22 protein-coding genes are annotated in these 23,674 nt (G+C 66.5%); 9 read left to right on the forward strand and 13 right to left on the reverse strand.

Annotated features, from left to right (window positions below):
• From ACPPVQ_RS01670 to ACPPVQ_RS01695, 6 genes are all read left to right on the forward strand, one after another.
• Positions 1-873 (forward strand): carbohydrate ABC transporter permease, encoded by an 873-nt coding sequence (locus tag ACPPVQ_RS01670; protein ID WP_426517973.1) that lies wholly within the window; start codon positions 1-3, stop codon positions 871-873.
• Complete coding sequence (locus ACPPVQ_RS01675; protein ID WP_426517975.1) at positions 873-1,763, forward strand: carbohydrate ABC transporter permease; 891 nt, start codon at positions 873-875, stop codon at positions 1,761-1,763. The genes ACPPVQ_RS01670 and ACPPVQ_RS01675 overlap by 1 nt, the downstream gene beginning before the upstream one ends.
• Before the next feature lie 7 nt (positions 1,764-1,770).
• Positions 1,771-3,771, forward strand: a complete 2,001-nt coding sequence (locus ACPPVQ_RS01680; RefSeq protein ID WP_426517977.1) for a glycoside hydrolase family 127 protein — start codon at positions 1,771-1,773, stop codon at positions 3,769-3,771.
• 300 nt (positions 3,772-4,071) lie between these two features.
• Positions 4,072-5,103, forward strand: coding sequence for a 3-oxoacyl-ACP synthase III (locus ACPPVQ_RS01685; protein ID WP_426517979.1), 1,032 nt, complete (start codon positions 4,072-4,074; stop codon positions 5,101-5,103).
• A 7-nt stretch (positions 5,104-5,110) separates the two neighbouring features.
• Complete coding sequence (locus ACPPVQ_RS01690) at positions 5,111-7,759, forward strand: alpha/beta fold hydrolase (RefSeq protein WP_426517981.1); 2,649 nt, start codon at positions 5,111-5,113, stop codon at positions 7,757-7,759.
• Positions 7,756-8,742 carry an NAD-dependent epimerase/dehydratase family protein gene (locus tag ACPPVQ_RS01695; RefSeq protein WP_426517983.1) on the forward strand — a complete coding sequence of 329 codons (987 nt, stop codon included), beginning with the start codon at positions 7,756-7,758 and terminating at the stop codon, positions 8,740-8,742. The genes ACPPVQ_RS01690 and ACPPVQ_RS01695 overlap by 4 nt, the downstream gene beginning before the upstream one ends.
• 173 nt (positions 8,743-8,915) lie before the next feature.
• Here the strand turns inward: ACPPVQ_RS01695 and ACPPVQ_RS01700 are convergent, their stop codons facing one another.
• Complete coding sequence (locus tag ACPPVQ_RS01700) at positions 8,916-9,386, reverse strand: MarR family winged helix-turn-helix transcriptional regulator (RefSeq protein ID WP_426517985.1); 471 nt, start codon at positions 9,384-9,386, stop codon at positions 8,916-8,918.
• Positions 9,387-9,499: 113 nt separating this feature from the next.
• Between ACPPVQ_RS01700 and ACPPVQ_RS01705 the strand changes: the two genes are divergently transcribed.
• A complete protein-coding gene (locus tag ACPPVQ_RS01705) occupies positions 9,500-10,090 on the forward strand; it encodes an NADPH-dependent FMN reductase (RefSeq protein ID WP_426517987.1) in 591 nt (196 codons plus the stop codon).
• Position 10,091: 1 nt separating this feature from the next.
• Positions 10,092-10,535 carry an ester cyclase gene (locus ACPPVQ_RS01710; protein ID WP_426517989.1) on the forward strand — a complete coding sequence of 148 codons (444 nt, stop codon included), beginning with the start codon at positions 10,092-10,094 and terminating at the stop codon, positions 10,533-10,535.
• A 27-nt stretch (positions 10,536-10,562) separates the two neighbouring features.
• On the opposite strand, the gene ACPPVQ_RS01715 is transcribed toward ACPPVQ_RS01710, so the two are convergent.
• The 12 genes from ACPPVQ_RS01715 to ACPPVQ_RS01770 form a co-directional block, all read right to left on the reverse strand.
• A complete protein-coding gene (locus ACPPVQ_RS01715) occupies positions 10,563-10,970 on the reverse strand; it encodes a TIGR03618 family F420-dependent PPOX class oxidoreductase (protein WP_426517991.1) in 408 nt (135 codons plus the stop codon).
• 58 nt (positions 10,971-11,028) lie between these two features.
• Positions 11,029-12,252, reverse strand: coding sequence for a DNA polymerase domain-containing protein (locus ACPPVQ_RS01720; RefSeq protein WP_426517993.1), 1,224 nt, complete (start codon positions 12,250-12,252; stop codon positions 11,029-11,031).
• Between the two features lie 27 nt (positions 12,253-12,279).
• Positions 12,280-13,728: an FGGY-family carbohydrate kinase gene (locus ACPPVQ_RS01725; RefSeq protein WP_426517995.1), complete on the reverse strand. Its 1,449-nt coding sequence runs from the start codon at positions 13,726-13,728 to the stop codon at positions 12,280-12,282.
• Between the two features lie 3 nt (positions 13,729-13,731).
• Positions 13,732-15,195 (reverse strand): FAD-binding oxidoreductase, encoded by a 1,464-nt coding sequence (locus ACPPVQ_RS01730; protein WP_426517997.1) that lies wholly within the window; start codon positions 15,193-15,195, stop codon positions 13,732-13,734.
• A 53-nt stretch (positions 15,196-15,248) separates the two neighbouring features.
• Complete coding sequence (locus tag ACPPVQ_RS01735) at positions 15,249-16,025, reverse strand: SDR family oxidoreductase (protein WP_426517999.1); 777 nt, start codon at positions 16,023-16,025, stop codon at positions 15,249-15,251.
• A 2-nt stretch (positions 16,026-16,027) separates the two neighbouring features.
• A complete protein-coding gene (locus tag ACPPVQ_RS01740; protein ID WP_426518001.1) occupies positions 16,028-17,524 on the reverse strand; it encodes an NAD-dependent succinate-semialdehyde dehydrogenase in 1,497 nt (498 codons plus the stop codon).
• Complete coding sequence (locus ACPPVQ_RS01745; RefSeq protein ID WP_426518003.1) at positions 17,521-18,498, reverse strand: NAD(P)-dependent oxidoreductase; 978 nt, start codon at positions 18,496-18,498, stop codon at positions 17,521-17,523. Before ACPPVQ_RS01745 ends, ACPPVQ_RS01740 begins: the two co-directional genes overlap by 4 nt.
• A complete protein-coding gene (gene fae, locus ACPPVQ_RS01750) occupies positions 18,495-19,010 on the reverse strand; it encodes a formaldehyde-activating enzyme (RefSeq protein WP_426518005.1) in 516 nt (171 codons plus the stop codon). Before fae ends, ACPPVQ_RS01745 begins: the two co-directional genes overlap by 4 nt.
• Complete coding sequence (locus ACPPVQ_RS01755) at positions 19,010-19,948, reverse strand: glycine betaine ABC transporter substrate-binding protein (RefSeq protein ID WP_426518007.1); 939 nt, start codon at positions 19,946-19,948, stop codon at positions 19,010-19,012. Before ACPPVQ_RS01755 ends, fae begins: the two co-directional genes overlap by 1 nt.
• A 117-nt stretch (positions 19,949-20,065) precedes the next feature.
• Complete coding sequence (locus ACPPVQ_RS01760; protein WP_426518009.1) at positions 20,066-20,842, reverse strand: ABC transporter permease; 777 nt, start codon at positions 20,840-20,842, stop codon at positions 20,066-20,068.
• Complete coding sequence (locus ACPPVQ_RS01765) at positions 20,839-21,870, reverse strand: ABC transporter ATP-binding protein (RefSeq protein ID WP_426518011.1); 1,032 nt, start codon at positions 21,868-21,870, stop codon at positions 20,839-20,841. The genes ACPPVQ_RS01760 and ACPPVQ_RS01765 overlap by 4 nt, the downstream gene beginning before the upstream one ends.
• The gene (locus ACPPVQ_RS01770) at positions 21,863-22,531 is read right to left on the reverse strand and encodes an ABC transporter permease (protein ID WP_426518013.1); all 669 of its coding nucleotides are present in this window, start codon (positions 22,529-22,531) and stop codon (positions 21,863-21,865) included. Before ACPPVQ_RS01770 ends, ACPPVQ_RS01765 begins: the two co-directional genes overlap by 8 nt.
• A gap of 112 nt (positions 22,532-22,643) precedes the next feature.
• Here ACPPVQ_RS01770 and ACPPVQ_RS01775 point away from each other — a divergent pair, with 112 nt between their 5' ends.
• On the forward strand, positions 22,644-23,510 hold the full coding sequence (locus tag ACPPVQ_RS01775) for an IclR family transcriptional regulator (RefSeq protein ID WP_426518015.1): 867 nt from the start codon (positions 22,644-22,646) through the stop codon (positions 23,508-23,510).
• Positions 23,511-23,674 lie beyond the last annotated feature (164 nt).

A 23,674-nucleotide genomic window follows, 5' to 3' on the forward strand; every position in this document is an offset into this window, starting at 1 on the left:
GTGCTCATCAGAGGACGTAGCGCCGCGCTGCTCATCCTTCCCGCCGCCTTGCTGTTCGCCGCCTTCGTACTGTATCCGCTCATCCGAGGCGTCCAGCTGAGCTTCACCGACGCCGTGGGTCCGGCCGGAGGCAACTTCGTCGGGCTGGCCAACTACATCCAGATGTTCAAGGACCCGACCATCTCGCGTGCGCTTATCAACACGTTCGTCTACACGATCGTGGTCGTCGTCGTGCAGAACTCGGTCGCACTGTTCATCGCGTACTGGCTCTTCAAACTGCGCGTTGTGCGCAATTTCGTCAGGGCGGGCCTTCTGCTGCCGTCGATGATGGCATTCGTCGCCGTCGGCTACCTTTGGTCGTTCATCTACTCCCCGCTGGGAGGACCGCTCGATCTGGTGATGGATGCGCTCGGCCTGCACGCGCTCGAGCAGGTATGGCTGGGTGATCCGAACACGGCACTCATGTCGATCGCTTTCGTCTACATCTGGATGTACACGGGATATTCGGCAACCATCTTCCTCGCGAACTATCTCGCCATCGACCCGAGCCTGATGGAGGCGGCGCAGCTCGACGGTGCGCGCGGCTGGAAACGATTCTGGAACGTGGACTGGGCGCTCCTGGCGCCATCGCTCACGATCAACATCACCTTGTCGGTCATCGGATCGTTACGCGTCTTCGATCTACCGTTCATCATGACCCAGGGTGGCCCAGACAATGCCACCCAGACTCTGAGCCTTTCGATCTACCAGGCGAGCTTCTCGAGCTTCCAATTCGCATATGGCACGACGCTGGCCGTCGCGCTCCTTCTTTTGACGGTCATCGTGGGCGTGACGCAAGCAACACTGCTCCGGCGGCGGGAGGTCAACATCTGATGGCTACGACACAGATCTCAGAACGCCGGCTTCAGGTCGTTCCTGCGCGACGCGTTCGTGTCAGGCGCGCGCGACGCAGAATCTCGACCGTCTTCGGCTCCGTCCTGCTGGTGGCATTCACCCTGCTGACCCTCCTACCGATCTACATCATGGTGGTCGTCTCACTCAAGAGCAGCGGCGATGCCCAGGCGAACCCGTTCGCCTTTCCGCTGAACCCGCACTGGCAGAACTATGTCGACGCGTTCATCAACATGAACTACCCGCAGAGTGTGATGAACACCCTGATCATCACTGGCGGCACGGCAGTGCTCACCATCTTCACCGCGTCATTGGCCGCCTGGGGGATGGTCCGCTACACCCGGAAATGGACTCGGACCGCCTATCAGATCTTCGTCGCGGGACTCACGATTCCGGTCTTCGTCGTCATCACCCCGCTCTACCAGATCATGCAACAACTGCACCTCCTCGACAGCTACCTCGGGGTCATCCTCGCCTACACCGCGCTGACAATGCCGTTCGCCGTGTTCTTCTACGCGGGCTTTCTCCGAACCGTCCCACCCGAGCTCGAAGAGGCTGCCGCGGTCGACGGATGTGGCATCATCCGGACCTACCTCAAGGTGGTTTTCCCCCTACTGAGACCGGCCACGGCGACACTCGCGATCTTCATCGTTCTCCAGGTCTGGAACGACCTGATCCTTCCCCTGATCCTCCTCTCGTCGAACGACAAACAGACGGTCACCCTCGCCGTCTACGCCACGATCGGAACCCACTCGTTCAGCACCGCCGAGCTCCTTCCGACCCTCGTCCTCGGAGTGATCCCGCTCTTCATCGTGTTCCTTGCGCTCCAGAGGTACGTGGTGGCAGGAATCGCCGTGGGCTCCGGAAAGTAGCCTGGGAGTGAACCATGCCGCCCACGATCGTGGGGCTCCGTCCGTGATCACCGACCGGCCTGTCGGACCCGTCGTGCCTCTCGCGGTGCATCGCCTCGCCTGCCACCCCCTCGGGCTCGACGCGGTCACGATCCGCTCCGGAACTTGGGCGGAATGGCAACGTGACAATCGGACGATCACGACCCCGCACGCGTTCAACTGGTTGGAGGCGGATGGCACGGTCGACAACCTTCGCCGACTCGACCCTGCGGCCGACGGAGTGCCGGCGCGCCGTGGCCCGTGGTTCACCGACTCCGACCTGTACAAGGCGATCGAGGCGGTCGCGTGGGATCTCGGCCGCGAGGACTCAGAGGAACTCACATCACTCATCGCGGAGATGACACAGATCCTCAAGTCCGCTCAGCTGGCTGACGGCTATCTCAATTCGTTCGTGCAGGCCGGCCTCGACATTCGCTGGGACAATCTGGTGAACAGTCATGAGTTGTACTGCATCGGGCACCTGATCCAGGCTGGAATAGCCCACAAACGCTCCACAGGACGAACAGAGCTATTCGACGTTGCCTCGAAAGCGGCCGACGTGGTCGTCGCCGACTTCGGGGGCGGGCGACGCAGCGACACAGACGGGCACGAAGAGATCGAGATGGCGCTGGTCGAGTTGTACCGCGAGACCGGAAACCGCGACTACCTCGACGTCGCTGCGCAGCTGGTCGACCGACGCGGCCACCGTGCGCTGCATCCGGCAGAACTCTGGGACAGTGCGTACTATCAGGACGCGACGCCCGTCCGCGAGCAGACGACCGTCGTCGGCCACGCAGTTCGTGCGATCTACCTGCTCGCGGGCATGGTAGACGTCGCGATCGAGACAGGCGAGAAGAGCCTTCTCGATGCCGCAATTCGGCAATGGGAGTCAATGACGGCCACGAAGACCTATCTGACAGGCGCCGTGGGCTCCCGGTTCGTGGGCGAAGCATTCGGCGATGCACACGAGCTTCCACCGGATCTCGTCTACGGCGAGACCTGCGCGACGATCGGAAACATCATGGTCAGCTGGCGCCTGCTTCTGGCCACCGGCGAGTCCCGTTTCGCTGATGCGATCGAGCGCGCTCTCTACAACCTGCTCGCCGCCTCCACCGCGACAAGCCGCGTTGGATTCTTCTACAACAACCCGGCACAGCGAAGGACCGCCCTTGATGCAGCACCGACGGAAGGCCGACCAAATCGCACCGACGCGCCCGGCACCCGACCCGCTTGGTTCGAGTGCGCCTGCTGCCCGCCGAACATCATGCGAACGGTCGCTTCGCTCTCTGCCTATCTCACGACGCGCACCGCAGACTCTATCCAATTGCACCAGTACCTGCCGGCGACCATCGAGACCGATGTCTCGGGCGCACGAGTGCGGCTCGAGGTGGAGACCCTCTATCCTCTGAGTGGCACCGTCGCGGTCACCGTTGCTGCGACGACCGGTAAGGAATGGGCTGTCGAGTTCCGCGTCCCCGACTGGGTCGATGGCGCGACGCTTGCCGTCAATGGCAGCCCCGTCGGGTTCTCCGTCGACAAGCGGGGCTATGCGAGAGTGCGGCGCATCTGGATGCCGGGTGACGTCATCACGCTGAATCTGCCCATTGTTCCGCGATTCACGGTCGCGCACCCGTCTGTGGATGCGGTGCGTGGCGCGGTTGCGATCGAACGCGGCCCTGTGGTTTACGCGTTCGAGAGCGTGGATCAGCCCGAGACCGTCGACCTCAACCACGTCGAACTCCTGTACGACGCGGAGATCCGCGAAGAGTTCCGCGAGGACCTCTTGGGGACGCAGAATGTGACCCTCTCCATCCGTGGACGAGCTCGTCGTGATGCCGGCTGGGCAGGTGCAGGCTGGAAGCGACGAGAGGATGTGCCGCCGAGTGACGGAACCGAAGTCGACCTCGTCGCCATTCCCTACGCCCTCTGGGCGAACCGCGGGCCGTCGGTGATGCGCATCTTCGTTCCTGTTGAAAGCTCCCTCGCCTGAGCTCTGGACCAATCCACCCGGTGCCGATCATCGCGCTCCCGGACGCCCGGGACAATCGGAGCGGATCGAACAGGACTCAAGATCGTTGATTCTTTAGCGGATTACCGCGGTCAAGTCCGCACCCGTCAGGACCCCGGATAGGGTTCGAATCCCACGCCCTCCGCTTTGTGATGCGTCGGGACAGATGTCTCAGATGAGTCACCGCGTCTTCCGCAGCAGCAATGGCCGATATTGGCAACACAGCGGGCCTCTGCTGGCAACCCCCCGCTTACACCCGGTTTTCAGAACTATGGTGTTGAAATGGCCCATCTCCCCGGGAACGCGACCACCCGGCACAGCAACGTTTCGTTGCTCTCGGTCGCGGCCACGCTGGCTAATCGCATCACCACGTCCCAGGAGATCGAGCGGCACCTGTTGCCGGTGCTCGAGCGACTGAAGTTACCAACCGGGCTGCTCGAGCGTGTCGCCGGCGTTCGCGAGCGCCGCAACTGGGAAGAAGGCGCGACGTTCGACTCGGCCGCCGTCGACGCCGGGCGTCGTGCGCTGGCCGAGGCCGGCGTGCGGCCGGACCAGGTCGGCCTTCTCATCAATACGTCGATCACGCGTCCGCATCTCGAGCCGTCGGTCGCCGTGCGCATCCACCACGGGCTCGGTCTGCCGTCGTCGGCGATCAACTTCGACATCACGAACGCCTGCCTCGGGTTCGTGAACGGGATGACACTGGCGGCCGGCATGGTCGACTCGGGGCAGATCGATTACGCGGTGGTGGTCGACGGCGAGGATGCCGATCAGGTGCAGGTCAACACGATCGAGCGCCTGAAGCGCACGGGCATCGGTCGCGCCGAGTTCATGAGCGAGTTCGCGAGCCTCACGCTCGGGTCGGGAGCTGCGGCCGCCGTGATCGGACGCAGCGATCTGCACCCGGAGGGCCATCGGATGCTCGGCGGCGTCACCCGCGCGGCCACGCAATTCAATGCTCTGTGCGTCGGCAGCGTCGACGGCATGTTCACGGACGCGAAAGCGCTCTTGAAGGGCGGTATGGATCTCGTGACCGCAGCCTGGCGAGAAGCCCGCAAGAGCTGGAACTGGACCCAGATGGACCGCTACATTCTGCATCAGGTCTCCAACGTGCACACGGACGCGATCGTGAAAGCTGTGAAGCTGGATCGCTCGCGCATCCCGCTCACGTACCCGACGCTCGGCAACATGGGGCCGGCCTCCATCCCGATCACTCTGGCGCAGGAGGCCGCTTCACTGCGACGCGGCGACCGGTTGCTGCTCATGGGAGTGGGCTCCGGGCTCAACACCTCGATGCTCGAGATCGCCTGGTAGAGCGGACATGGGAGCATCCTTCCCGCCGAGCGGCCTGCCCGGGCTCGACGGTGACTTCTCGCGCATCGTCACTGCCGCCGGCGCCGAATGGCATCTGCTCGACACGGGGCCCGCGCTCGACGCCGCGGGTATCACCCCTGTCGGCACCCTCCTGTGCGTGCACGGCAACCCCACGTGGTCGTACCTGTGGCGCAGCCTGGTCGCCGAGGCAGCGGCTGTTGCGCGGGCCGACCCCGGCCGTGCCGCCTGGCGGGTGATCGCCGTCGACCAACTCGAGATGGGCTTCTCCGAGCGCACCGGCCGCCTCCGCCGTCTTGCCGACCGGGTCGCCGACCTCGGTGCCCTCACCGACACGCTCGGCCTGAAAGGTCCGGTCGTCACTGCGGGCCATGACTGGGGTGGGCCCGTGAGTCTCGGATGGGCCGTCGACCATCCGGAACTCCTCTCCGCAGTCGTGCTGCTGAACACAGCGGTGCATCAGCCGGACGGTCGGGCGATTCCCGCCCCCCTGCGCGCAGCCCTTGCGCCGGGCATGCTCGACGTCGCGACAGCGGCAACGCCGGCGTTCCTCGAGACGACGCTGTCGCTTGCGCGACCGCGGCTCGATCGTGACGTCCGCGACGCATTCCGTTCGCCCTACGCGTCAGCTGCGCGGCGGCGGGGCGTTCGCGACTTCGTCGCCGACATCCCTGTCGACCGGTCGCATCCGAGCTTCCCCGAGCTCGACCGCATTGCTGCGGGTGTCGCCGCTCTCGACGTTCCTGCACTCATCCTTTGGGGGCCGCGGGATCCGGTATTCGGCGAGGTGTACCTGCGTGATCTCCTCGAACGGATGCCTCATGCCGACGTCCATCGCTTCGAGGGGGCCGGTCACCTCGTCGCCGAAGAGGTCGAGTACGCGCCGATCGTGCTCGACTGGTTGGACGAGAGGCTTGTGCGACCCCCAGCAGACACGCCTAACGACCCTGCGGAGTGGTCGAGTGATCCACTGTGGGCTGCCATCGAGCGCAACGCCGGCAGCGACGCACCGGCGCTGATCGACATGGGCGCCGGACCGCCCGGGACGGCACGCGTCATCCCGTGGTCGCAGCTCGCCAGTCGAGTCGACGAACTGGCGCATGGCTTCCTCGCCGCGGGCGTGCGGCCGGGCGACCGTGTGAGCCTGCTCGTCCCGCCGTCGGCTGACCTCACGGCCGTGCTCTACGCGGCGGTGCGCATCGGCGCGGTCGTCGTCGTCGCCGACGCCGGTCTCGGACTACGCGGCCTCGGCCGGGCGATCCGCGGCGCTCACCCCGCCGTCATCGTGGGTGCGCTCCCGGGGCTCGCTGCGGCCCGCGCGCTCGGTTGGCCCGGTCGTCGTATCTCCGTGGCCACCTTGTCACCCGCTTTGGCGCGCTCCCTGCGGGTCGAGCACTCACTGGGCGACCTGCTGCGCCTGGGCAGGGCGAGGATCGCCGCATCCGATCACGCGCCGCTGGCGACACCGGCGCCATCGGATCTTGCAGCCGTGCTGTTCACCTCGGGCTCGACCGGTCCCGCGAAGGGCGTGCGCTACACGCATGCGCAGCTCAGTGCTCTGCGCGACGCCCTCGCCGGCCACTACGACCTCGGCGCAGGGACGGGAATCGTCGCCGGATTCGCGCCGTTCGCTCTGCTCGGGCCGGCGCTCGGGGCCCGGTCGGTGATTCCGGTCGGCGACGTCACATCTCCCCGCACCCTGACCGCGAGTGCCGTCGCCGACGCGGCGGGAGCCGCCGAGGCGACCGTGCTGTTCCTCTCGCCGGCCGCTCTCACCAACGTCGTTGCGACGGCCGATGCCCTCGACGCGACGCAGCGCGACGCTCTGGCGGGAATCCGCACCGTCCTCTCGGCCGGGGCGCCGGTCTCAGCGCGACTGCTCGAGCGCGTCGTCGCGCTCATGCCGGGCGCCGCCGCCCATACGCCCTACGGGATGACCGAAGGGCTTCTGATGACCGACATCACGCTCGAGGGCATCCGCGCTGCGGCGGACGATGCCGCGACGCAGAGCAAGGCCGATGCCGGCGGTGTGTGCGTCGGCATGCCCGTCGCGGGCGTTACCGTCCGCATCGACCTGCTCGATGCGGACGGCCGGCCCTCCGGGGAGCTCACCAGCGCGCCCGGGGTCACCGGCGAAATCGTCGTCGAGGCGCTGCACCTGCGCGATGGCTACGACCGGCTCTGGGCGGTCGATCGCATCGCGAAGACGCACAGCGTGCCGGGCGGCCGGCGGCACAGCACCGGCGATGTCGGCCACCTCGACTCGCAGGGTCGCTTGTGGATCGAGGGACGGCTCCAGCACGTCGTGGTCACCGCCGACGGAATTGTGCCCCCCGTCGGTATCGAGCAGCAGATCGAGGCCGTCAGCGGCGTGCGTCGATCCGCCCTCGTCGGCGTCGGTCCCCGTGGTACCCAGGCGCTCGTGGCCGTGGTCGAACTCGATGGCCCGGCGCGCTCGGGACTCGCCGATGCACCGCTTGCGGCTGCCGTGCGAGCGGCATCCTCCCGCCCGCTTGCGGCCGTGTTGACCGTGAAGGCGCTGCCGACTGACATCCGTCACAACTCCAAGATCGACCGAACCTCGCTCGCTACCTGGGCCGACGCCGTGCTTCGCGGAGAACGGACCAGTGGGCCGTGAAGGTGCTGGTGACGGGAGCGAGCGGCTTCCTCGGGCGTGCCGTCGCGTCGGCCCTCGCCGCCCGAGGCGACGACGTGCGCACGCTCCAGCGCCGCCCGTCGGGTGTCGTTGGCGTCGCCGACGTGCGTGGAGACGTCACCGATACCGCCTCCGTACGTGCGGCGGTCGAGGGCGTCGACGCCATCGTCCACCTCGCGGCGAAGGTCTCGCTGGTCGGCGCCGCGGCCGACTTCGATCGCGTGAACGTCGGCGGCACGCGCACGGTGCTCCGAGAAGCGCGGGCGGCGGGTGTGCGCCGTTTCGTACACGTCTCCTCGCCGTCCGTTGCGCACGCGGGCGCATCGCTCGTGGGCGATCCCACCCTCCCCGCCGACCCTGGTCGGGCGCGCGGGGATTATGCGCGGACGAAAGCCGCAGGGGAACGTCTCGCACTCGCCGCCGACGCACCGGACTTCGCCGTCGTCGTCGTCAGACCGCACCTCGTGTGGGGGCCGGGCGACGTGCAACTCGTCGGCCGTATCGTCGAACGCGCCAGACGACGGCGCCTTCCTCTCATCGGGAGCGGGTCCGCGCTGATCGACACGACCTACGTCGACAACGCGGTCTCGGCCCTCGTCGCCGCACTCGACCGTGCCGACGCGGTCCACGGTCGTTCCTTTGTGGTGACGAACGGCGAGCCGCGCCCGGTGGCCGAACTCCTCGCCGGCATCTGCGCCGCGTGCGGAGCTCCGGCTCCGTCCTGGCGAGTGCCGGCGTCGCTCGCCAGGACGGCCGGCGGTGTCGTGGAAGCTGCGTGGCGCATTCGGCCGGGCCGCGACGAACCGCCGATGACCCGGTTTCTCGCCGAGCAGCTTTCGACCGCACACTGGTTCGACCAGCGTCGCATCCGCGCCGACCTCGAATGGTCGCCGACGGTCACCATCGACGAGGGGTTGGCGCTGCTTGCCGCCTGGTCGGCCGAATCGGAGCGGGCGAAGACCTAGGCCGTCGGCGGGCGACGAAACGGCTCGGTCGGAGCTGCGGTGCGGTCCGGTGTGGTCGACTGGTCGACGGTGTTCAAGACCGGCTCCCGCGCGCGGTAGGGTCGTCGCGGTAGGCGCCGCCAGGCCCCGTGGAGTCGGACTACGGAGTATCCGGCCGTTTGGCACAGTACATTTCAGTCCACTCGGTCTTCGCTCGAGAGAGTGATCGAGAGCCGGCGCAGAATCCGCCCGAGCGTCTCCGCCTCCTCCCGGCTGATCTTGTCGAACAAGATGCGCCGAGCGCCCTCGACCTGCACTTCATACGCAGGGCCGACCTGCTCGCGGCCTGTGTCCGTGATAGCCACAGTCGTCGCGCGGCCGTCCGTGGCGTCCGCCGACTTCACGACCCAGCCGCGGCGACGCAACGTCTCGACCACGCGCGTCGTGCGGCTCGGGGAGAGGCCGATGTTGGCAGCCAGCGCGCTCATGCGAAGAGTGGAGTTCGCCGACTCCGAGAGGTGAAGCAGGATCGCGAACTCTTTGACCGAGATGCGCCGGGCATCCTCCATCTCGTTTTCGAGGTGGCGTGGGAGCAGATCGGCGACGTGCACAAGGGCGCGCCACGCGTGATCCTCCACCGTGTCGAAAGGCCTGACCGCCACCATTTCCCCACTCTATCGTCGGGATTCCTCCCCGCCTGTGATCGTACACGTATAGTTGCGCGCGCGAGCAAATAGTTTTACGCTTGCCGCATTCGTGCCGAAAGGAGTGGCAAACTGTGGATCTGCTGATCGGTGTCGTGCTCGGCAGCACGCGCCCAGGGCGTCGCGGAGCCGCCATCGCCGACTGGATGATGGCGAGGACCGCGGGCCGTCCGGGCGCGCAGTATGAGCTGATCGACATCGCGGAGTACGACCTTCCGCTCCTCGACGAGCCGGCGCAAGCGGCTGTGGGGCAGTACACGAAGCCGCACACCATCCGTTGGTCCCAGGAGATCGATCGGTTCGATGGGTTCGTGTTCGTGACGCCCGAATACAACCGCTCGACCTCCGCTGCGCTGAAGAATGCGATCGACTTCCTCTACCGGGAGTGGAACGGCAAGGCTGCCGCCTTCGTCTCCTACGGTTCAGTCGGCGGAGCGCGCGCGATCGAGCATCTCCGCGGCATTGCTGCGGCGGTGGAGCTGGCAGGCATTCCGCGTCAACTCAATTTCTTCGCAAGGGTCGATTTCGATGCGCAGCGAAACTTTGCCCCGGGCGAGCACAACGTGAAGCTCGCGGCGCTCATGCTCGATCAGCTCGAGACCTGGGCGACCGCCCTCCGTTCGACACGAACCGCACCGATACCAGAAGACAAGAAGGGAAACTGAGATGGGCCAGGAACAGATCGTCCTCGATTTCATGGACGAGGTACTGAACAACCACAACGCCGGGAACGCCGTCAGCTACTTCACCGAGGGGATGGCGTGGCACGGCGGCACGGTCGGAACCGTTGCCGGACGCGACAATGTCGCCGGCCTCATGGGTGCGGTAGTCGGCGCAATCCCGGATCTTCATGCGGAACTGCAGGACATCGCAGTGCAGGGCGACAAAGTCGTCGTGCGGCTTGTCGTGACCGGAACCCTGCAGAGCGACCTCCTCGGCATACCAGGGACGGGCCAATCGGTGCGCTGGGATGCCATCGACTTCTACCGGCTGGAGGACGGACTCATTGCGGAGGAGTGGGCCGGGGAGGACTTCACGGCCTTTCTGAACACGACGGGGGCATACCGAGCTCCATGGATTCAGCAGGAGGCGCCTGCCCCCATCCGATGACCCGCCCACCGCATCCGAACCTGCAGGTCACGCCCGTGCGAGCGAGCCCCAGCCATGCCGCCACAGGATCTCTGCCCTGACGCTCACGCGCGCCCGTTCCCGATTCGGATACGCGTGACCGGTGTAATGCATCGAGAGCGCGTCGATGTCTGATTTGTCGACGTCGTCGGTGATGGATGTGACGACCAGTTGCATGCTCATGTGGCTGTACCAGTCGGTTCCATCGAGCACGGTGAGGGCGAACCGCGGGTCGCGGCGGATGTGCGCAAGGCGTACGCGCCGGACGTCCAGGTTGACGAGGATGGTCCCGTCCGCCTCGAGCAGGTACCAGGTGGCAGCGCTGATCGGGCGCCCATCCTTGGCAAGAGTCGCCATGACCGCCGGGTTCGGTTTCTCGAGAAATGCGCGGGCTGAATCGGGGAGGATGGGCTGCATATCGGCAGAATACCCTCGTGACCGGGGGTGACGTGGGTTCCGTTCACGTCGTGAACGGCTACTCCCGCCCGGCCCAGGGATCGTAGTCGGCGACCAGTGCGCCTTGGGCGGGGCGGTCGGCTTCCGGCACATGCTGCAGGTTGATGCGCACGCGGTACCAGAGCGAACTCGAGCCGCGCATCCCATCGACGAGTGCGTCGGCGGGGTGCAGCAGCGCCGCAGCATCCGGATGCTCGCCCTTCCACTGCTCCAGCGCTGCGAGCGCCTCCGGTTTCGTCTTGGTCCGTGCGATCTCGATGAGCGGCATCTGCGAGACACGCCTGCCTGCACCGTCGGCGGCTTTGGGCGGTTTCTCGGCCGGTCCGAGTCGTTCGGCGAGCGCGAGAAGCCCTTCGAGCGAGCCGACACTGTCGTCGATCTGCGCGTGCGGGTCGCCTCGTTCAGCGAACCGGCGCAGCACGGTGGGAACGGTGAACTCCTCGGGGCGGCGTGCGCGCACCTCATCCCAATCGAGCGGAGTGGACACGCGGGCGTCGGGCAGGGGTCTGATCGAATACGCGGATGCGACGGTCCTGTCCTTCGCGTTCTGGTTGAAGTCGACGAACACGCTCTCCCCGCGCTCCTCCTTCCACCAGCGTGCGGTGGCGAGCCCGGGCGCGCGGTTCTCGACCTCCCTGGCGAGCGTCTCGGCGGCGAGCCGAACGTCGGCGAACTCCCACTGTGGTGCGATGCGGATGAGGAGGTGGAGGCCGCGGGATCCGCTCGTCTTGGGCCAGCTGATGAGTCCGTGATCCCCGAGGACCTCCCGGGCGACGAAGGCGACATCGACGATCTGCGACCAGTCGACGCCCGGCATGGGATCGAGATCGACCCTCAGTTCGTCCGGATGGTCGAGGTCTTCGGCGCGGACGGCGTGCGGGTTGAGGTCCAGGCACCCGAGGTTCGACACCCACGCGAGGCCTGCAGCATCCCGCAGGACCGCTTCCTCGGCCGACGTCCCACTCGCGTAGTGCAGCGTCGCCGTGTCGATGTACGGCGGATGTCCGTCTGGCACCCGCTTCTGGAAGAACGGTTCCTGGGTCACCCCTTTGACGAAGCGTTTCAGGACCATCGGTCTGCCGCCGGCGCCGCGGAGCGCTCCGTCGGCCACAGCGATGTAGTAGTTCGCAAGGTCGAGCTTGGTCAGACCGGGTTCGGGGAACACGATCTTGCCCGGGTTCGAGATCCGCACCTCGTGGCCGTCGACCTCGAGAAACGCCTCCGATTTCGTTGACGGACTCATAGTGTCACGCTACCCGCGACAGGCGGATCACTCGTGTGCGGTCTCGGCGAGGCCGGCGGCCATCCACTCGAAGGTGTCGTCGAGGCGTGCGCGCAGGCCGGTGTGCGCCCGATGGAATCGCTCGTAGTCGCGTGCAGCCTGCGGAGATACCCGCGTGAGAGGGGCGTGGCGCACCATCGCGGCTATCGCGTCGTCCCACGATGGGTGAAGTCCGCTGCCGACCGCGGCGCAGATCGCCGCGCCCATGCCTGCCGCATCATCGGTGACAGCACGTGTGACGTCGACGCCGAAGACATCCGCGACGATCGCGGCCATGAGGTCGGACCTGGCGCCGCCGCCGGACAGGACGAGCGTCGTGAACCGGCGGCCGAGTGACACCTCCATCGCGGCGGCATGGTCTGCCATGGTGAAGGCGATGCCTTCGAGAATCGAGCGGTAGATGTGAAACCGTCCCTGGGAGCCGTCGAATCCGAGGAGCGCGCCACGTCGGTGGCCGGCGTCGGCGGGCGCAAGCCAGTCGAGGATCGTCATCAGCCCGTTGCTACCGGGTGCAACGGCAGCAGCGCCGTCGTTGAGCGCGTCGAGTCGAGCGAGGTCGTCGCCGACACGTGTGGCGACCGGCGCTTCGGGCGAGGCCTCGAGCAGCGAGCGGAACCAGCTCACGGTCCACATCCCGCGCCGGATGCCCTCGCTCTCGTACAGGTACTGTCCGGGTCGCGACCCGAAATTCACCCAGTACGCATCGCCGGCCTCAGCCTGTGTTCCGACCGTCATCGACGAGATGTAGGTCCCCAGCGAAAGGACGAGCTCGGACTCGGACCGCAGCCCGGCGCCCAGCGCTTCCACCGCTTTGTCGTTTGAGGTCGCGTACACTGTGACACCCGCTGGGATCCCTGTCGCCTCCGCGGCAGCGGTGGTCACCGTGCCGAGTGGCCGGCCCGGGTCCACCAGGTCGAAGAGCATCTCACGAGGCATGCCGGTGGCGGCATATGCGGCCGCGCCAGTCGACCAGCGCCAGGTGTTCGCATCGATCGGCCAGACACCCTGGTAGTTCGCCGCCGTGTCGGTGAACGCGCCCGTGAGCCTGTGAGTGATGTAACCGGATGAGGTGGTGACGTAGCGCGCGCGATCATCGGTTCGCAGGTACGGCTGGCCGACCCGGGCATCCATCCAGCTCAGCATGGGTTCCACGAGGCGCCCGTCGGCGTCGAGGGTCGCGCGACAGAACCGGATCGTGCACAGCCCGACCGCGATGATCTCACTCCGGTCGCCGTCGAATCCCTCGAACAAGGCGCGGCAGGCACGGGCTATCGAGTCCCACACGTCGTCGTCGGGATGCACGACCTGACCGGGGTGCGGACTCGCGTACGGCCGCAGCGCAACGCGGGCACTCGCATGCGTTCGCCCTCCCGCGTCGATGATCGACACTTTGGTGCTCTGCGACCCGTTGTCGATCGCAACGACGTAAGCCGCCACAGGCTAACCTTCCAGCGCGAAGATGGTGCCCGGGTTCATGATGCCCTTCGGGTCGAAAGCGCCCTTCAGGCCTGCGAGGATCGCGTAGGCGGAACCGTGCTCGATCTCAGTCCAGGGCGTTCGGTATTTGCCGATGCCGTGATGGTGCACCATCGAACCTCCCAGTCGGAGCGACTCCTCCACGATGATCGCATTGATCGGTTCGTGGTATTCGGTGATCTCCTCACGCGGCTCGCAGTTGATGTCGTAGTCGTAGACGAAGTACAGGTTCGTTCCGGTCTGATAGCTGTGCGACGAATGCGCGCCGAGCATCGTCAGGTCGGATGCTCGCCGGAATTCGGTGCGCACCCGGTGCATGACGGCCTCATACAAGGCGTTCACCCGCGACCAGTCGATCGAGACCTCTGTGGTGTAGCCGAGGTGCGCATCCGCGATCATCGCCGCCTTCTCGGCGTCGATGGAACGCTGGTCCCAGTTGAGGTGGTCGAACCACTGTTCGATGAGCGAGGAGTCGACGCGGTCATGCGGAAGCGAGTCGAAGACCTCCTCGATGGCACCGGCGGTCGCTTCCACGATCGGCGCCGGCCCTTCCGCCATGAGTACGACCACATTCTTGCCGTCTGCGAAGTGCGCGAAATGCTGGCGGGCATCTTCTGGCGAGTAGACCCTGCAGATGGACGGCCGGTAACCCGAGGTGATCACCTCGCGAAGGGCATCGACGCCCTGCCCGAAGTCGTCGAGGAGGAAGCCGAAGAAGCGGTTGTTCTCGGGCTGGTACGTGAAGACCTTGATCGTGACTTCCGTGATGAAGCAGAGTGCTCCCTCGTTGCCGATGACGATGTGGCGGATGTCCGGGCCGGCGGCGCGCCGCGGCACGTTCTTGATGCGGCTGATCGTGCCGTTCGGGAACACGGCCTCAAGCCCGACGACCATGTCCTCGATGCCGCCGTACAGCGTCGAGAACTGGCCGATCGAGCGCGTCGCCGTCAGCCCGCCGTACTGCGCAAGAGGCTTCGACTGCGGCGAGTGACCCGTGGTGAGGCCCCGGGATCGAAGTTCGTCTTCGAGCACCTGCAGGGGCACGCCGCATTCGACGGTGGCCATCATGTCGACCGCGTCGATGTGGAGGATGGCGTTCATCCGCGAGCCGTCGAGAACGATCGAGTCGGCGACCACGGTCTCGAGGCCACCCTCGGTCGCGGTGCGACCGGTGCGCGGAACGACCGCGATGAGGTTGTCATTCGCGAAGCGCAGCACGGCTGCCACCTCCTGCGTGCTGCGCGGGTAGGCGATCACCGCCGGGATCGGGCCGTCGAAGATCCCATGGGCCGCGGAGTACTTCTTGAAGCGGTCGACGCTCGCTTCGCGCAGCGCCCGCTCGTCGGTGTCGAGCTGCTCGTGGCCGACGATCCCGGCGAGGGCCGAAACGATCTGGTCGCGGTTGAGAGTGGATCGGGATTCTGCCATTGTCGTTCCTCGCGAGAGTGATGTGTGCATGTCGGTCTGTCCGTTCTGTGCGCTCAGCGCACCAGATAGCCGCCGTCGACCACGAGCGTGTGGCCGTTGACGTAATCGGATGCGCGGCTCGACAGGAACACCAGCGCGCCCATCAGGTCGGCCGGGTCCCCCCAGCGGTCGGCGGGGATGTGCTCGAGGATGCGTCGGCTGGCGTCGGCATCCGCTCTGGTCGTTGCGGTGATCGCCGTAGCGAAATAGCCGGGGGCGAGGGCGTTGACCTGGATGCCGTGCCCACCGAGTTCGTCTGCGTATGCCTTGGTGAGCCCGACGATTCCTGCCTTCGTCGCAGCGTACGCAGGGGACATCCGGCCCCCGAGGAAGGAGAACAGTGAGGCGATGTTGACGATCTTGCCTGACCTTTGGGGGATCATCCGTGCTGCGACCTCATGGGAGAGGTCGAAGGCGGCCGTGAGGTTCACGGAGACCATCGGGTCCCATTTGGTTCGGTCGAACGCCACGACGTCGTCGAGCAGGCAGATACCTGCCGAGTTGACCAGGATGTCGATGCCGCCGAACCGGTCGACGCACTCCTGCGCCACGTTGGCGGCCATTCCCGGCTGCGTGATGTCGCCGGCGAGGAACTCGTAGCGACCGCCTCGCTCTGTGACCAGCCGGGCGGTGGTTCCATCGTCATCCGCGAGACTCGGGACGAACACGTCGGCGCCGGCTGCGGCCAGAGCGACCACGAATGCCTGGCCGAGGCCCGAGTTGCCGCCGGTCACGATCGCCCGCTTCCCTTTCAGGGAGAAGAAGTCGGTGCTGAATTCGGTGATGTCCATGCTCAGGCGTCCTCGGTCGAAGCGAAGGGGTCGGCGATGCCGACATATCGGGTCTCAAGGTACTCGTCGATTCCTTCGAATCCGCCTTCGCGCCCGAGCCCCGACTGCTTGACACCGCCGAACGGTGCAGCAGGGTTGGAGACGACACCCGCATTGATGCCGAGCATCCCCGTGTCGAGTTCCTCCGCCAGGCGCAGCGCCCGGTTGAGGTCGGCCGTGTACGCGAAGCAGACCAGACCGAAGGGGGTGGCGTTGGCGAGTTCGATCGCTTCGGCCTCGGTGCGGAACGTGGTGATCGGCGCCACCGGTCCGAAGATCTCCTCATTGAGGATCCGGGCGCTCGCAGGAACACCGGTCAGAACGGTCGGCTGGTAGAAGTAGCCTGGGCCCGGGACGGGCTGTCCGCCGACAGCGACCGTCGCACCGTCTTCGATCGCCTCGGCCACGAGCGACGACACCTTGTTCCTGGTCGCCTCGTCGACGAGCGGACCAACGGTCGATTCGGGGTCGGTGCCGCGTGCGGGAGTGAAGGCGGCCATCCGTTCGACGAAGGCTGTCGTGAACTCCTCGGCCACCGACTCGTGCACGAGGAAGCGGTTCGCGGCGACACACGCTTCACCGCCGTTGCGCATCTTGGCGAGGATTCCACCGGTGACGGCGGCCGGGATGTCCGCGTCGTCGAACACGATGAACGGAGCATTTCCGCCGAGTTCCATCGACACGCGGAGCACCTGCTCGGCCGAGTCGGCGATGAGACGCCGGCCGACCTCGGTCGAGCCGGTGAACGACAGCTTGCGAAGCCGAGGGTCACGTATGAGCGGGCCGGTCACGGCGCCGGCGCGAGTCGTGGGGATGACATTCAGCACGCCAGCGGGCAGGCCCGCCTCCTCGAAGACCTGCGTCAGCAGCAGCGCGGTGAGAGGCGTGAGAGCGGCAGGCTTCAGGACCATCGTGCAGCCGGCCGCGATCGCGGGTGCGATCTTGCGTGTGGCCATCGCGAGCGGGAAGTTCCAGGGAGTGATGAAGAGGCACGGGCCGACCGGGCGCTTGACGACAAGGAGCCGGTTGGCGCCATCCGGGGCGGTCGAGTAACGCCCGGCGATGCGAGGCGCCTCCTCGGAGAACCACCGGAGGAACTCGGCGCCGTACGCGACCTCGCCCCGGGACTCCGCGAGCGGTTTGCCCATCTCGAGTGTCATCGTCAGCGCGAACTCGTCTACGCGCGCCGTCACCAGCTCGAACGCTCGGCGAAGGATCTCGGCGCGAACCCGGGGCGGTGTCTTCGCCCAGCCTTTCTGCGCGCGATGAGCGGCATCCAGGGCGGCCTCGCCGTCTTCTGGCGTCGCGTCGGCGACCTGGGCCAGGGCTTCGCCGGTCGACGGATCGACGACAGCGAAGGACCGGCCGGATGCGGACTGCCGCCACCCGCCGTCGATGTAGAGTCCCGTGGGCACCCGGGAGAGGAGTTCGCGTTCCGTGTCCGGCGCGGTCATCGTCATCGTGCTGCCACCTCTTCGACCCGGGCGAGGCGGAGCGGGGTTCCGAGCATGTCTTCGTACAGGCGGAACGGCGTCATTTCACCGGCTCGGTCGCCGTGGAGGTTGCGGGCTCGGCGGAAGACCTGCTCGACGAGCGCGGACAACTCGACGGAGACGCCGACGGACCGTGCAAGGTCGATCGAGAGGCCCAGGTCTTTGCAGGCGAGAGCCAGGGCGAACCCTTCGTCGTAGTCGCCGTTCTCGAGGATGGAGAGCACGTCGCGCTCCACGAAGTTGCTGTTCGCAGGGCTGGCGACCAGGGCATCCCGAAGAACTCCGAGATCGACCCCCGCCTTCACCCCGACGGCAAGGACCTCGGCGGTCGCGACCAGGTGCGAGAACCACAGCTGGTTGATCATCAGCTTCACGGCGTACCCGGCACCATGCGGCCCGACATGGAGAATCCGCTCCGGGTCGCCCATCGCCTCGAACACCGGCCGCAGCCTTTCGACATCGTCGGACTCGCCACCGATGAAGATCTGGAGCATGCCGCTGGCCGCACCGACCGACATGCCGCTGACCGGCGCATCCAGGATGCGGATGCCGCGCGACGCAGTGGAGGCGCGAACTGCGTCGGCGACCTCCGGAACCGATGTCGACATGTCGATCCAGGTGCCGCCGTCGGCCATGCCCTCGAGCACGCCCCCGGGACCCGAGACAGCGTCGGCGACGTGTCGTGGCGTCGGAAGCATGGTGATCACGAGGTCACTCGCTGCCGCAACCTGCGCAGCGCTGTCGGCCCAGAGCGCGCCACGCGCGACCAGCTCGGTGGCCGACTCCGGCCGAAGGTCGTTGACGACCAGCGGAAAGCCCGCCCGCTGCAGATTGCGGGTCATCCCCGCACCCATGCTGCCGAGGCCGATGAATCCGACCGTCGGTTTCGTGTCTGTTGTCATGTCCATGTCTTTTCGTATGCGTTCGTTCTGTTCGCTCATTCGGGTGCCGTGTAGAAGGGGTTCGCGGGCCGGTGGCGAGCCTGGATGACCCGGTCGATCGTCGGCTCGCCCGCCGCCCCGTTGCTGAGCGCCGCAGCCGTGGCCGCGCGGTTGTTGAGGTAGACGGCGTCGGCGTCGTCAGCGCCCGGGTTCACCCAGACGGCTGCGATGAGAACGACCGAATCCGTCGACGATTCGGGGATGACGCCGTCGGCCACCGCATCCGCCACACCGGCCGCGACCCCGGCCTGGGCCGGGCCCCAGATCAACGTGCCGTGTGCGTCGTCGGTGGGCGCCGCCTTCGTCACGAACAACGTCAGGGGTTTTACGGGGAGCGATGGCCGCAGCACGGCGACGAAGGGGACGTGCCCGGCACTCGGCGACGCGAGGGCTGTCGCCCACGCGGTCCCCGCAGGGCCGTTCCGATCGCCGAGCACCGTGTTGATGTGCGCGGCGTTCACGCCCTCGCCGACGAAGCTCTCGCCGATCTGCAGTGCGGTGGCCTCGGGCATCAGATGAGACCCTTGCTCTTCAGGAAGTCCTCGGCGACCTTCGCGGGTTCCCGACCGTCGACGTCGACCTCGGCGTTCAGCTTCTGCATCTGCTCGGTGGTGAGCAGCGGCGACAGCTTGGCGATGATGCTGGCGATGGCCGGGTATTTCTTCAGGATCGGCGCCTGCATGGAGAATGCCCCCTGGTAGACGGGGAAGAACTTCTGGTCATCCTTCATCACCGTGAGGTCGAGGGCCTGGATGCGACCATCGGTGGCGAACACCTCACCGAAGTTGCAGTCCTGGCCCTTCTGCGTCGCCGTGTAGATGAGGCCGGTGTCGAGGAGCTTCACGTTCGAGTCCGGGACGTTGATGCCGTAAGCCTTCTTGAGTCCGGGCCAGCCGTCGTCGCGGGTCGAGAACTCGCTCTCGATGCAGAACGTCTGGTCATTCTGCTGGAGCTTGGCAACGTCGCTCAGGCTGGTGACACCCAGCTTCTTGGCCGCGGATGACTTGATCGCGAACGCGTAGGTGTTGTTGAGGGGTGCCGGATCGAGCCAGGCGATGTCCTTCTTCGCGTCGGCCGCCTTCACCGCGTCGAACTGCTGCTGCGGGTCGGTGATCGGCTTGGTGTTGCCCTGGTAGGTGATCCAGGCGGTGCCGGTGTACTCCCAGTAGCCCACGAACTGCTTGTTCGTGAGGGCCTGGCGCACGTTCGCCGAGCCGACCAGCTTGGTGTTCGCGTGCAGGTTCGCTCCATGAGCGTTGAGCAGGTCGGTGGTCAGGTAGGCGAGGATGTACTGCTCGGAGAAGTCCTTCGAGCCGATGTCGCCCGTGAGTCCCTTGAGCTCGCTGCTCTTGGTGCCGGTGGCTGCTTCGCTGGCGCCGGAGCATCCCGTGAAGAGCAGGGCAGCCGCGGCAGCGACCGCTGCTGCGGACAGGTGTCTCTTGGTGATCATTCGCTTTCCTTCTTTCGTGTGGTCGCAGGGCGCGTCAGTGCACCGCCGCGAGACGGGTGATGCAGGGATTGGTGAGGTGGGACGGGTGGGGCTGGATGTGAGTCGTCGGCCTTCCGGTCAGAGGCCTTTCGGACGGACGATGTCTTCGACGATGCCGGCGAGCCAGTCGATGATGACGGCGATCGCAGCTACGAGCACTGCGCCGACGAGAAGTACGGGGAACCGTTGGAGTTTCAGTCCGTTCACGATCATGTCGCCGAGGCCGCCCGCATTGATGAAGGTCGCCACCGTCGCGACGCCGACGCAGAACACGAGCGAGGTTCGGAGCCCGGCGAGGATGGTCGGCGACGCGAGCGGCAGCTCGATCTGGCGCAGCACCTGGCCAGGCGTCATACCCATTCCCCGGGCTGCCTCCCTCGAGTCGGGGCTGACCTGTTCGAGTCCGACCATGGTGTTCCGCAGCACAGGCAGGAACGAATAGGCGACGAGCGCGACCAGCGCAGTCGCGAACCCGGTCTGCCAGACGATGGCGAGCAGGATGACCACGCCGACCGCCGGTGTCGCCTGGCCGATGTTGCCGAGCGTGAGCACGAAGCCCCGGAACGTCTTCGACTGCACCCGGTGTACCAGGATGCCGGCGGGGATGGCGAGCACCGCCACCAACGACGACGCCACCAGCGTCAGCACCAGATGTTCGCGGATGCGCGCCGTGATGTATTCCGAGTTGAGGGTGCGCTGCTCGATCGAGTCGAGGTGCAGCGTCGAGATCCAGAGGAACGTGGCGACAAGCACCACGGCGACGAAGACCGGGGCCGCGGCGCGTCGCGCGATGACCGTGCTGCGATCGCGCGCACGCGAGACGCGGCCGGTGCTCCAGTCGAGGGTGGCGGTCATGGCCGGCCCCCGACCGGCAGGGACCCGGCCCCGAGCACTGCCGAGATGGATGCGTGGTCGAGTGAGCCCATCGGCTGACCGTCGGGGTCGACCACGTTGATGGACGCGCTGCCGGTGAGCACGATGAGATCCAGTGCGTCACGAAGAGACCCGTCGATGGGCATGCTCGGCGTTCCCTCGGCCGCGGCCGGCAGCAGCCGTGCCTCGGTGACCGGGATGAGTGTGAGCCGTTTGATCGCTGCGCCCTGCCCGATGAACGAGGAGACGTACTCGTTGGCGGGAGCGGCCAGGATGTTCGCAGGCGTGTCGAATTGTTCGATCTGGCTTCGCTCGCTCATCACCGCGATGCGGTCGCCGAGTCGGATGGCCTCCTCGAAGTCATGCGTGACGAAGATGATGGTCTTGCCGAGCTCGGCCTGGAGGCGAAGGAATTCTGCCTGCAGCTTCTCGCGGGTGATCGGGTCTGTGGCTCCGAACGGCTCGTCCATCAGCATCACGGGCGGGTTCGCCGCAAGCGCCCGGGCGACGCCGGCGCGCTGCTGCTGCCCGCCGGAGAGCTGACGCGGGTAGCGGTTGGCGAACACGGCCGGGTCGAGCTGCACAGTGCGGAGGAGTTCGTCGACGCGCTCTGCGACCTTGCCCTTGGACCAGCCGAGCATCTTCGGTACGGTGCCGATGTTCTCGGCGATCGTTCGATGCGGGAAGAGGCCGATCTGCTGGATCACGTAGCCGATGTGTCGGCGCAGCTGGTTGGGGTCGAGCGAGAGCACGTCTTTGCCGTCGATGCGGATGCTGCCGGACGTCGGCTCGATGATGCGGTTGATCATCTTCATCGTCGTGGTCTTGCCGCAGCCGCTTGGGCCGACGAAGATGATGAGCTCGCCGGGCCGGATGTTCATCGAGAAGTTCTCGACGGCGGGTGCGGGCTGCCCTGGGTAGCGCTTCGTGACGGAATCGAGCTCGATGCTCACACCGGCCGACTGCTGGGAGATGGCGGTCAGAAACCCTGTATTGGTGATGTCAGGCACGAAGACCCCTTGAGGTTGTGTAGCGGGAGACGAGGATGAAGGCGCCGTCGACGACCAGCGCGAGGATGATGATCAGCACGGTTCCGGTCAGCGCGTAGTTGATCGCGTTACGCGAGCCGATGGACGAGAGCCCGGTGAAGATGTATTGGCCGAGGCCGGGGCCCGCCACGTAGGCGGCGATCGCGGCGATGCCGATGGTGAGCTGGGCTGCCACGCGAACTCCGGTGATGATCACCGGCCAGGCGATCGGCAATTGCGTCGTGAGCATGACCTTGGTGCGGCTCATGCCCATGCCGCGCGCCGACTCGAGCACGTCGGCGGGCACTTCGCGCAGTCCCACCACGGTGTTGCGGATGATCGGGAGGAGGGAGTAGAAGACCAGGGCCACGACCGTGGGACCCCATCCGAGCCCGAGAATCGGGGAGAGCAGGGCAAGCAGCGCGAGCGACGGGATGGTGATCGCGATTCCAGCGGCCGTCAGCGCGGTGGCTCTCGAGATGGGCTTGTTCCACACCCCGACGCCGATGACGACTCCGACGACCAGTGCGATCACGAGCGAGATCGCCACGACCGCGATGTGCTGGACCGTAAGGTCGATGATGTCGCCCGATCTGTCGCTCAGAAAGAGCGCGAGACTCGCGAAGCTGAAACCAGTTTCCATGAACCATCCCTTCTCTGCATTGAGTGGGCTCAGTGGGTCAACCTTAGATGCAGGCGATGACACTGTGACAATAGGTGTTGTCGATATGGCAACTCGGGATTATCTTGTACCCATGACCACGCCAGCCGCACCGCGCCGCAACGCCTCCGGACTCGCCCGCGACATCGAGATCCTGGACCTTCTCGGTGGTCCCGAAGCTGCCCAGAACCGCGGACTCGGGGTTGTCCGTGTGGCGCAACTCACCGGCCGCGACAAGGCTGTCGTCTCACGGTCGCTCGCAACGCTCGCCGATGCGGGAATCCTCGACCGCGACGAGGCGAGTCTCACCTACCGGCTCGGATCCCGTCTGTACGCACTTGCGGCTCGAACCAGCGAGAGCAGGCTGGTCTCCGAGTCGCGTCCCTACCTGCGGAAGATCGCGCAGTCGACGCGCGAGACCACACACCTCTGCGTGCTGCGCGGCGGCAACGTTCTCACGGTGCTCAGCGAACTGAGCCCCCACGAATTCCGCACGACGGGCTGGGAGGGGATCACAACGGCGGCCTGGCGCACACCGTCGGGGCGGGTTCTTCTCAGCGACTGGGATCGGACGTCGCTCTCCCGGTGGTACCAGGAGCACGGCAGCGACCTGCCGATCGTCGGCCCGACCGACCCGATCATGGCAGCAGCCGGCTTCTCGGTGCTGAGCTCGCCACCAGAAGACAAGGCGATCGTGCGCGACTTCGACACTCTGCTCGACGAGCTGGCGCGCATCCGTGCCCGCGGCTACGCGACGCTCGACGAAGAGCTCGAGGTCGGAGTCGTCGGTGCGTCCGCACCCGTTCGCGACCTCAACGGTCGAACTGTGGCAGCCATCAACGTGAGCGCACCCAAGAGCCGCATCGGCGACCGCCTGGAAGGACTCGGACGCTACGTCGCAGCCGCCGCCGACGAACTCTCACGCAAACTCGGCGCCGAGAGCGATCGCGACCCCGCCTGAAACCAGCCGGACGGGTCAAGGGCCGGGGCGAGACGGATGGCGGTGGTTGCTCAGCATTGACTTCCCTGGAGCACCCAATTGAGTGGGTTCATTCAGCCAGTAGACACCGCCCCCGGCCGCCAGCGCTAGGGCTTCACAGATCGCTACGAATGGAGCGGGGCGGT

Source organism: Leifsonia sp. McL0618 (genome assembly GCF_049994905.1).
GTDB lineage: Bacteria > Actinomycetota > Actinomycetes > Actinomycetales > Microbacteriaceae > Diaminobutyricibacter.

Coding starts and splice junctions, on each gene's coding strand:
- ACPPVQ_RS01690 (WP_426517981.1), top strand. CDS start 5,111: ATGGGAGCATCCTTCCCGCCGAGCGGCCTGCCCGGGCTCGACGGTGAC.
- ACPPVQ_RS01760 (WP_426518009.1), bottom strand. CDS start 20,842: ATGACCGCCACCCTCGACTGGAGCACCGGCCGCGTCTCGCGTGCGCGC.
- ACPPVQ_RS01685 (WP_426517979.1), top strand. CDS start 4,072: ATGGCCCATCTCCCCGGGAACGCGACCACCCGGCACAGCAACGTTTCG.
- ACPPVQ_RS01775 (WP_426518015.1), top strand. CDS start 22,644: ATGACCACGCCAGCCGCACCGCGCCGCAACGCCTCCGGACTCGCCCGC.
- fae (WP_426518005.1), bottom strand. CDS start 19,010: ATGCCCGAGGCCACCGCACTGCAGATCGGCGAGAGCTTCGTCGGCGAG.
- ACPPVQ_RS01740 (WP_426518001.1), bottom strand. CDS start 17,524: ATGACGATGACCGCGCCGGACACGGAACGCGAACTCCTCTCCCGGGTG.
- ACPPVQ_RS01710 (WP_426517989.1), top strand. CDS start 10,092: ATGGGCCAGGAACAGATCGTCCTCGATTTCATGGACGAGGTACTGAAC.
- ACPPVQ_RS01730 (WP_426517997.1), bottom strand. CDS start 15,195: ATGGCAGAATCCCGATCCACTCTCAACCGCGACCAGATCGTTTCGGCC.
- ACPPVQ_RS01735 (WP_426517999.1), bottom strand. CDS start 16,025: ATGGACATCACCGAATTCAGCACCGACTTCTTCTCCCTGAAAGGGAAG.
- ACPPVQ_RS01715 (WP_426517991.1), bottom strand. CDS start 10,970: ATGCAGCCCATCCTCCCCGATTCAGCCCGCGCATTTCTCGAGAAACCG.
- ACPPVQ_RS01700 (WP_426517985.1), bottom strand. CDS start 9,386: ATGGTGGCGGTCAGGCCTTTCGACACGGTGGAGGATCACGCGTGGCGC.
- ACPPVQ_RS01745 (WP_426518003.1), bottom strand. CDS start 18,498: ATGAGCGAACAGAACGAACGCATACGAAAAGACATGGACATGACAACA.
- ACPPVQ_RS01770 (WP_426518013.1), bottom strand. CDS start 22,531: ATGGAAACTGGTTTCAGCTTCGCGAGTCTCGCGCTCTTTCTGAGCGAC.
- ACPPVQ_RS01675 (WP_426517975.1), top strand. CDS start 873: ATGGCTACGACACAGATCTCAGAACGCCGGCTTCAGGTCGTTCCTGCG.
- ACPPVQ_RS01755 (WP_426518007.1), bottom strand. CDS start 19,948: ATGATCACCAAGAGACACCTGTCCGCAGCAGCGGTCGCTGCCGCGGCT.
- ACPPVQ_RS01720 (WP_426517993.1), bottom strand. CDS start 12,252: ATGAGTCCGTCAACGAAATCGGAGGCGTTTCTCGAGGTCGACGGCCAC.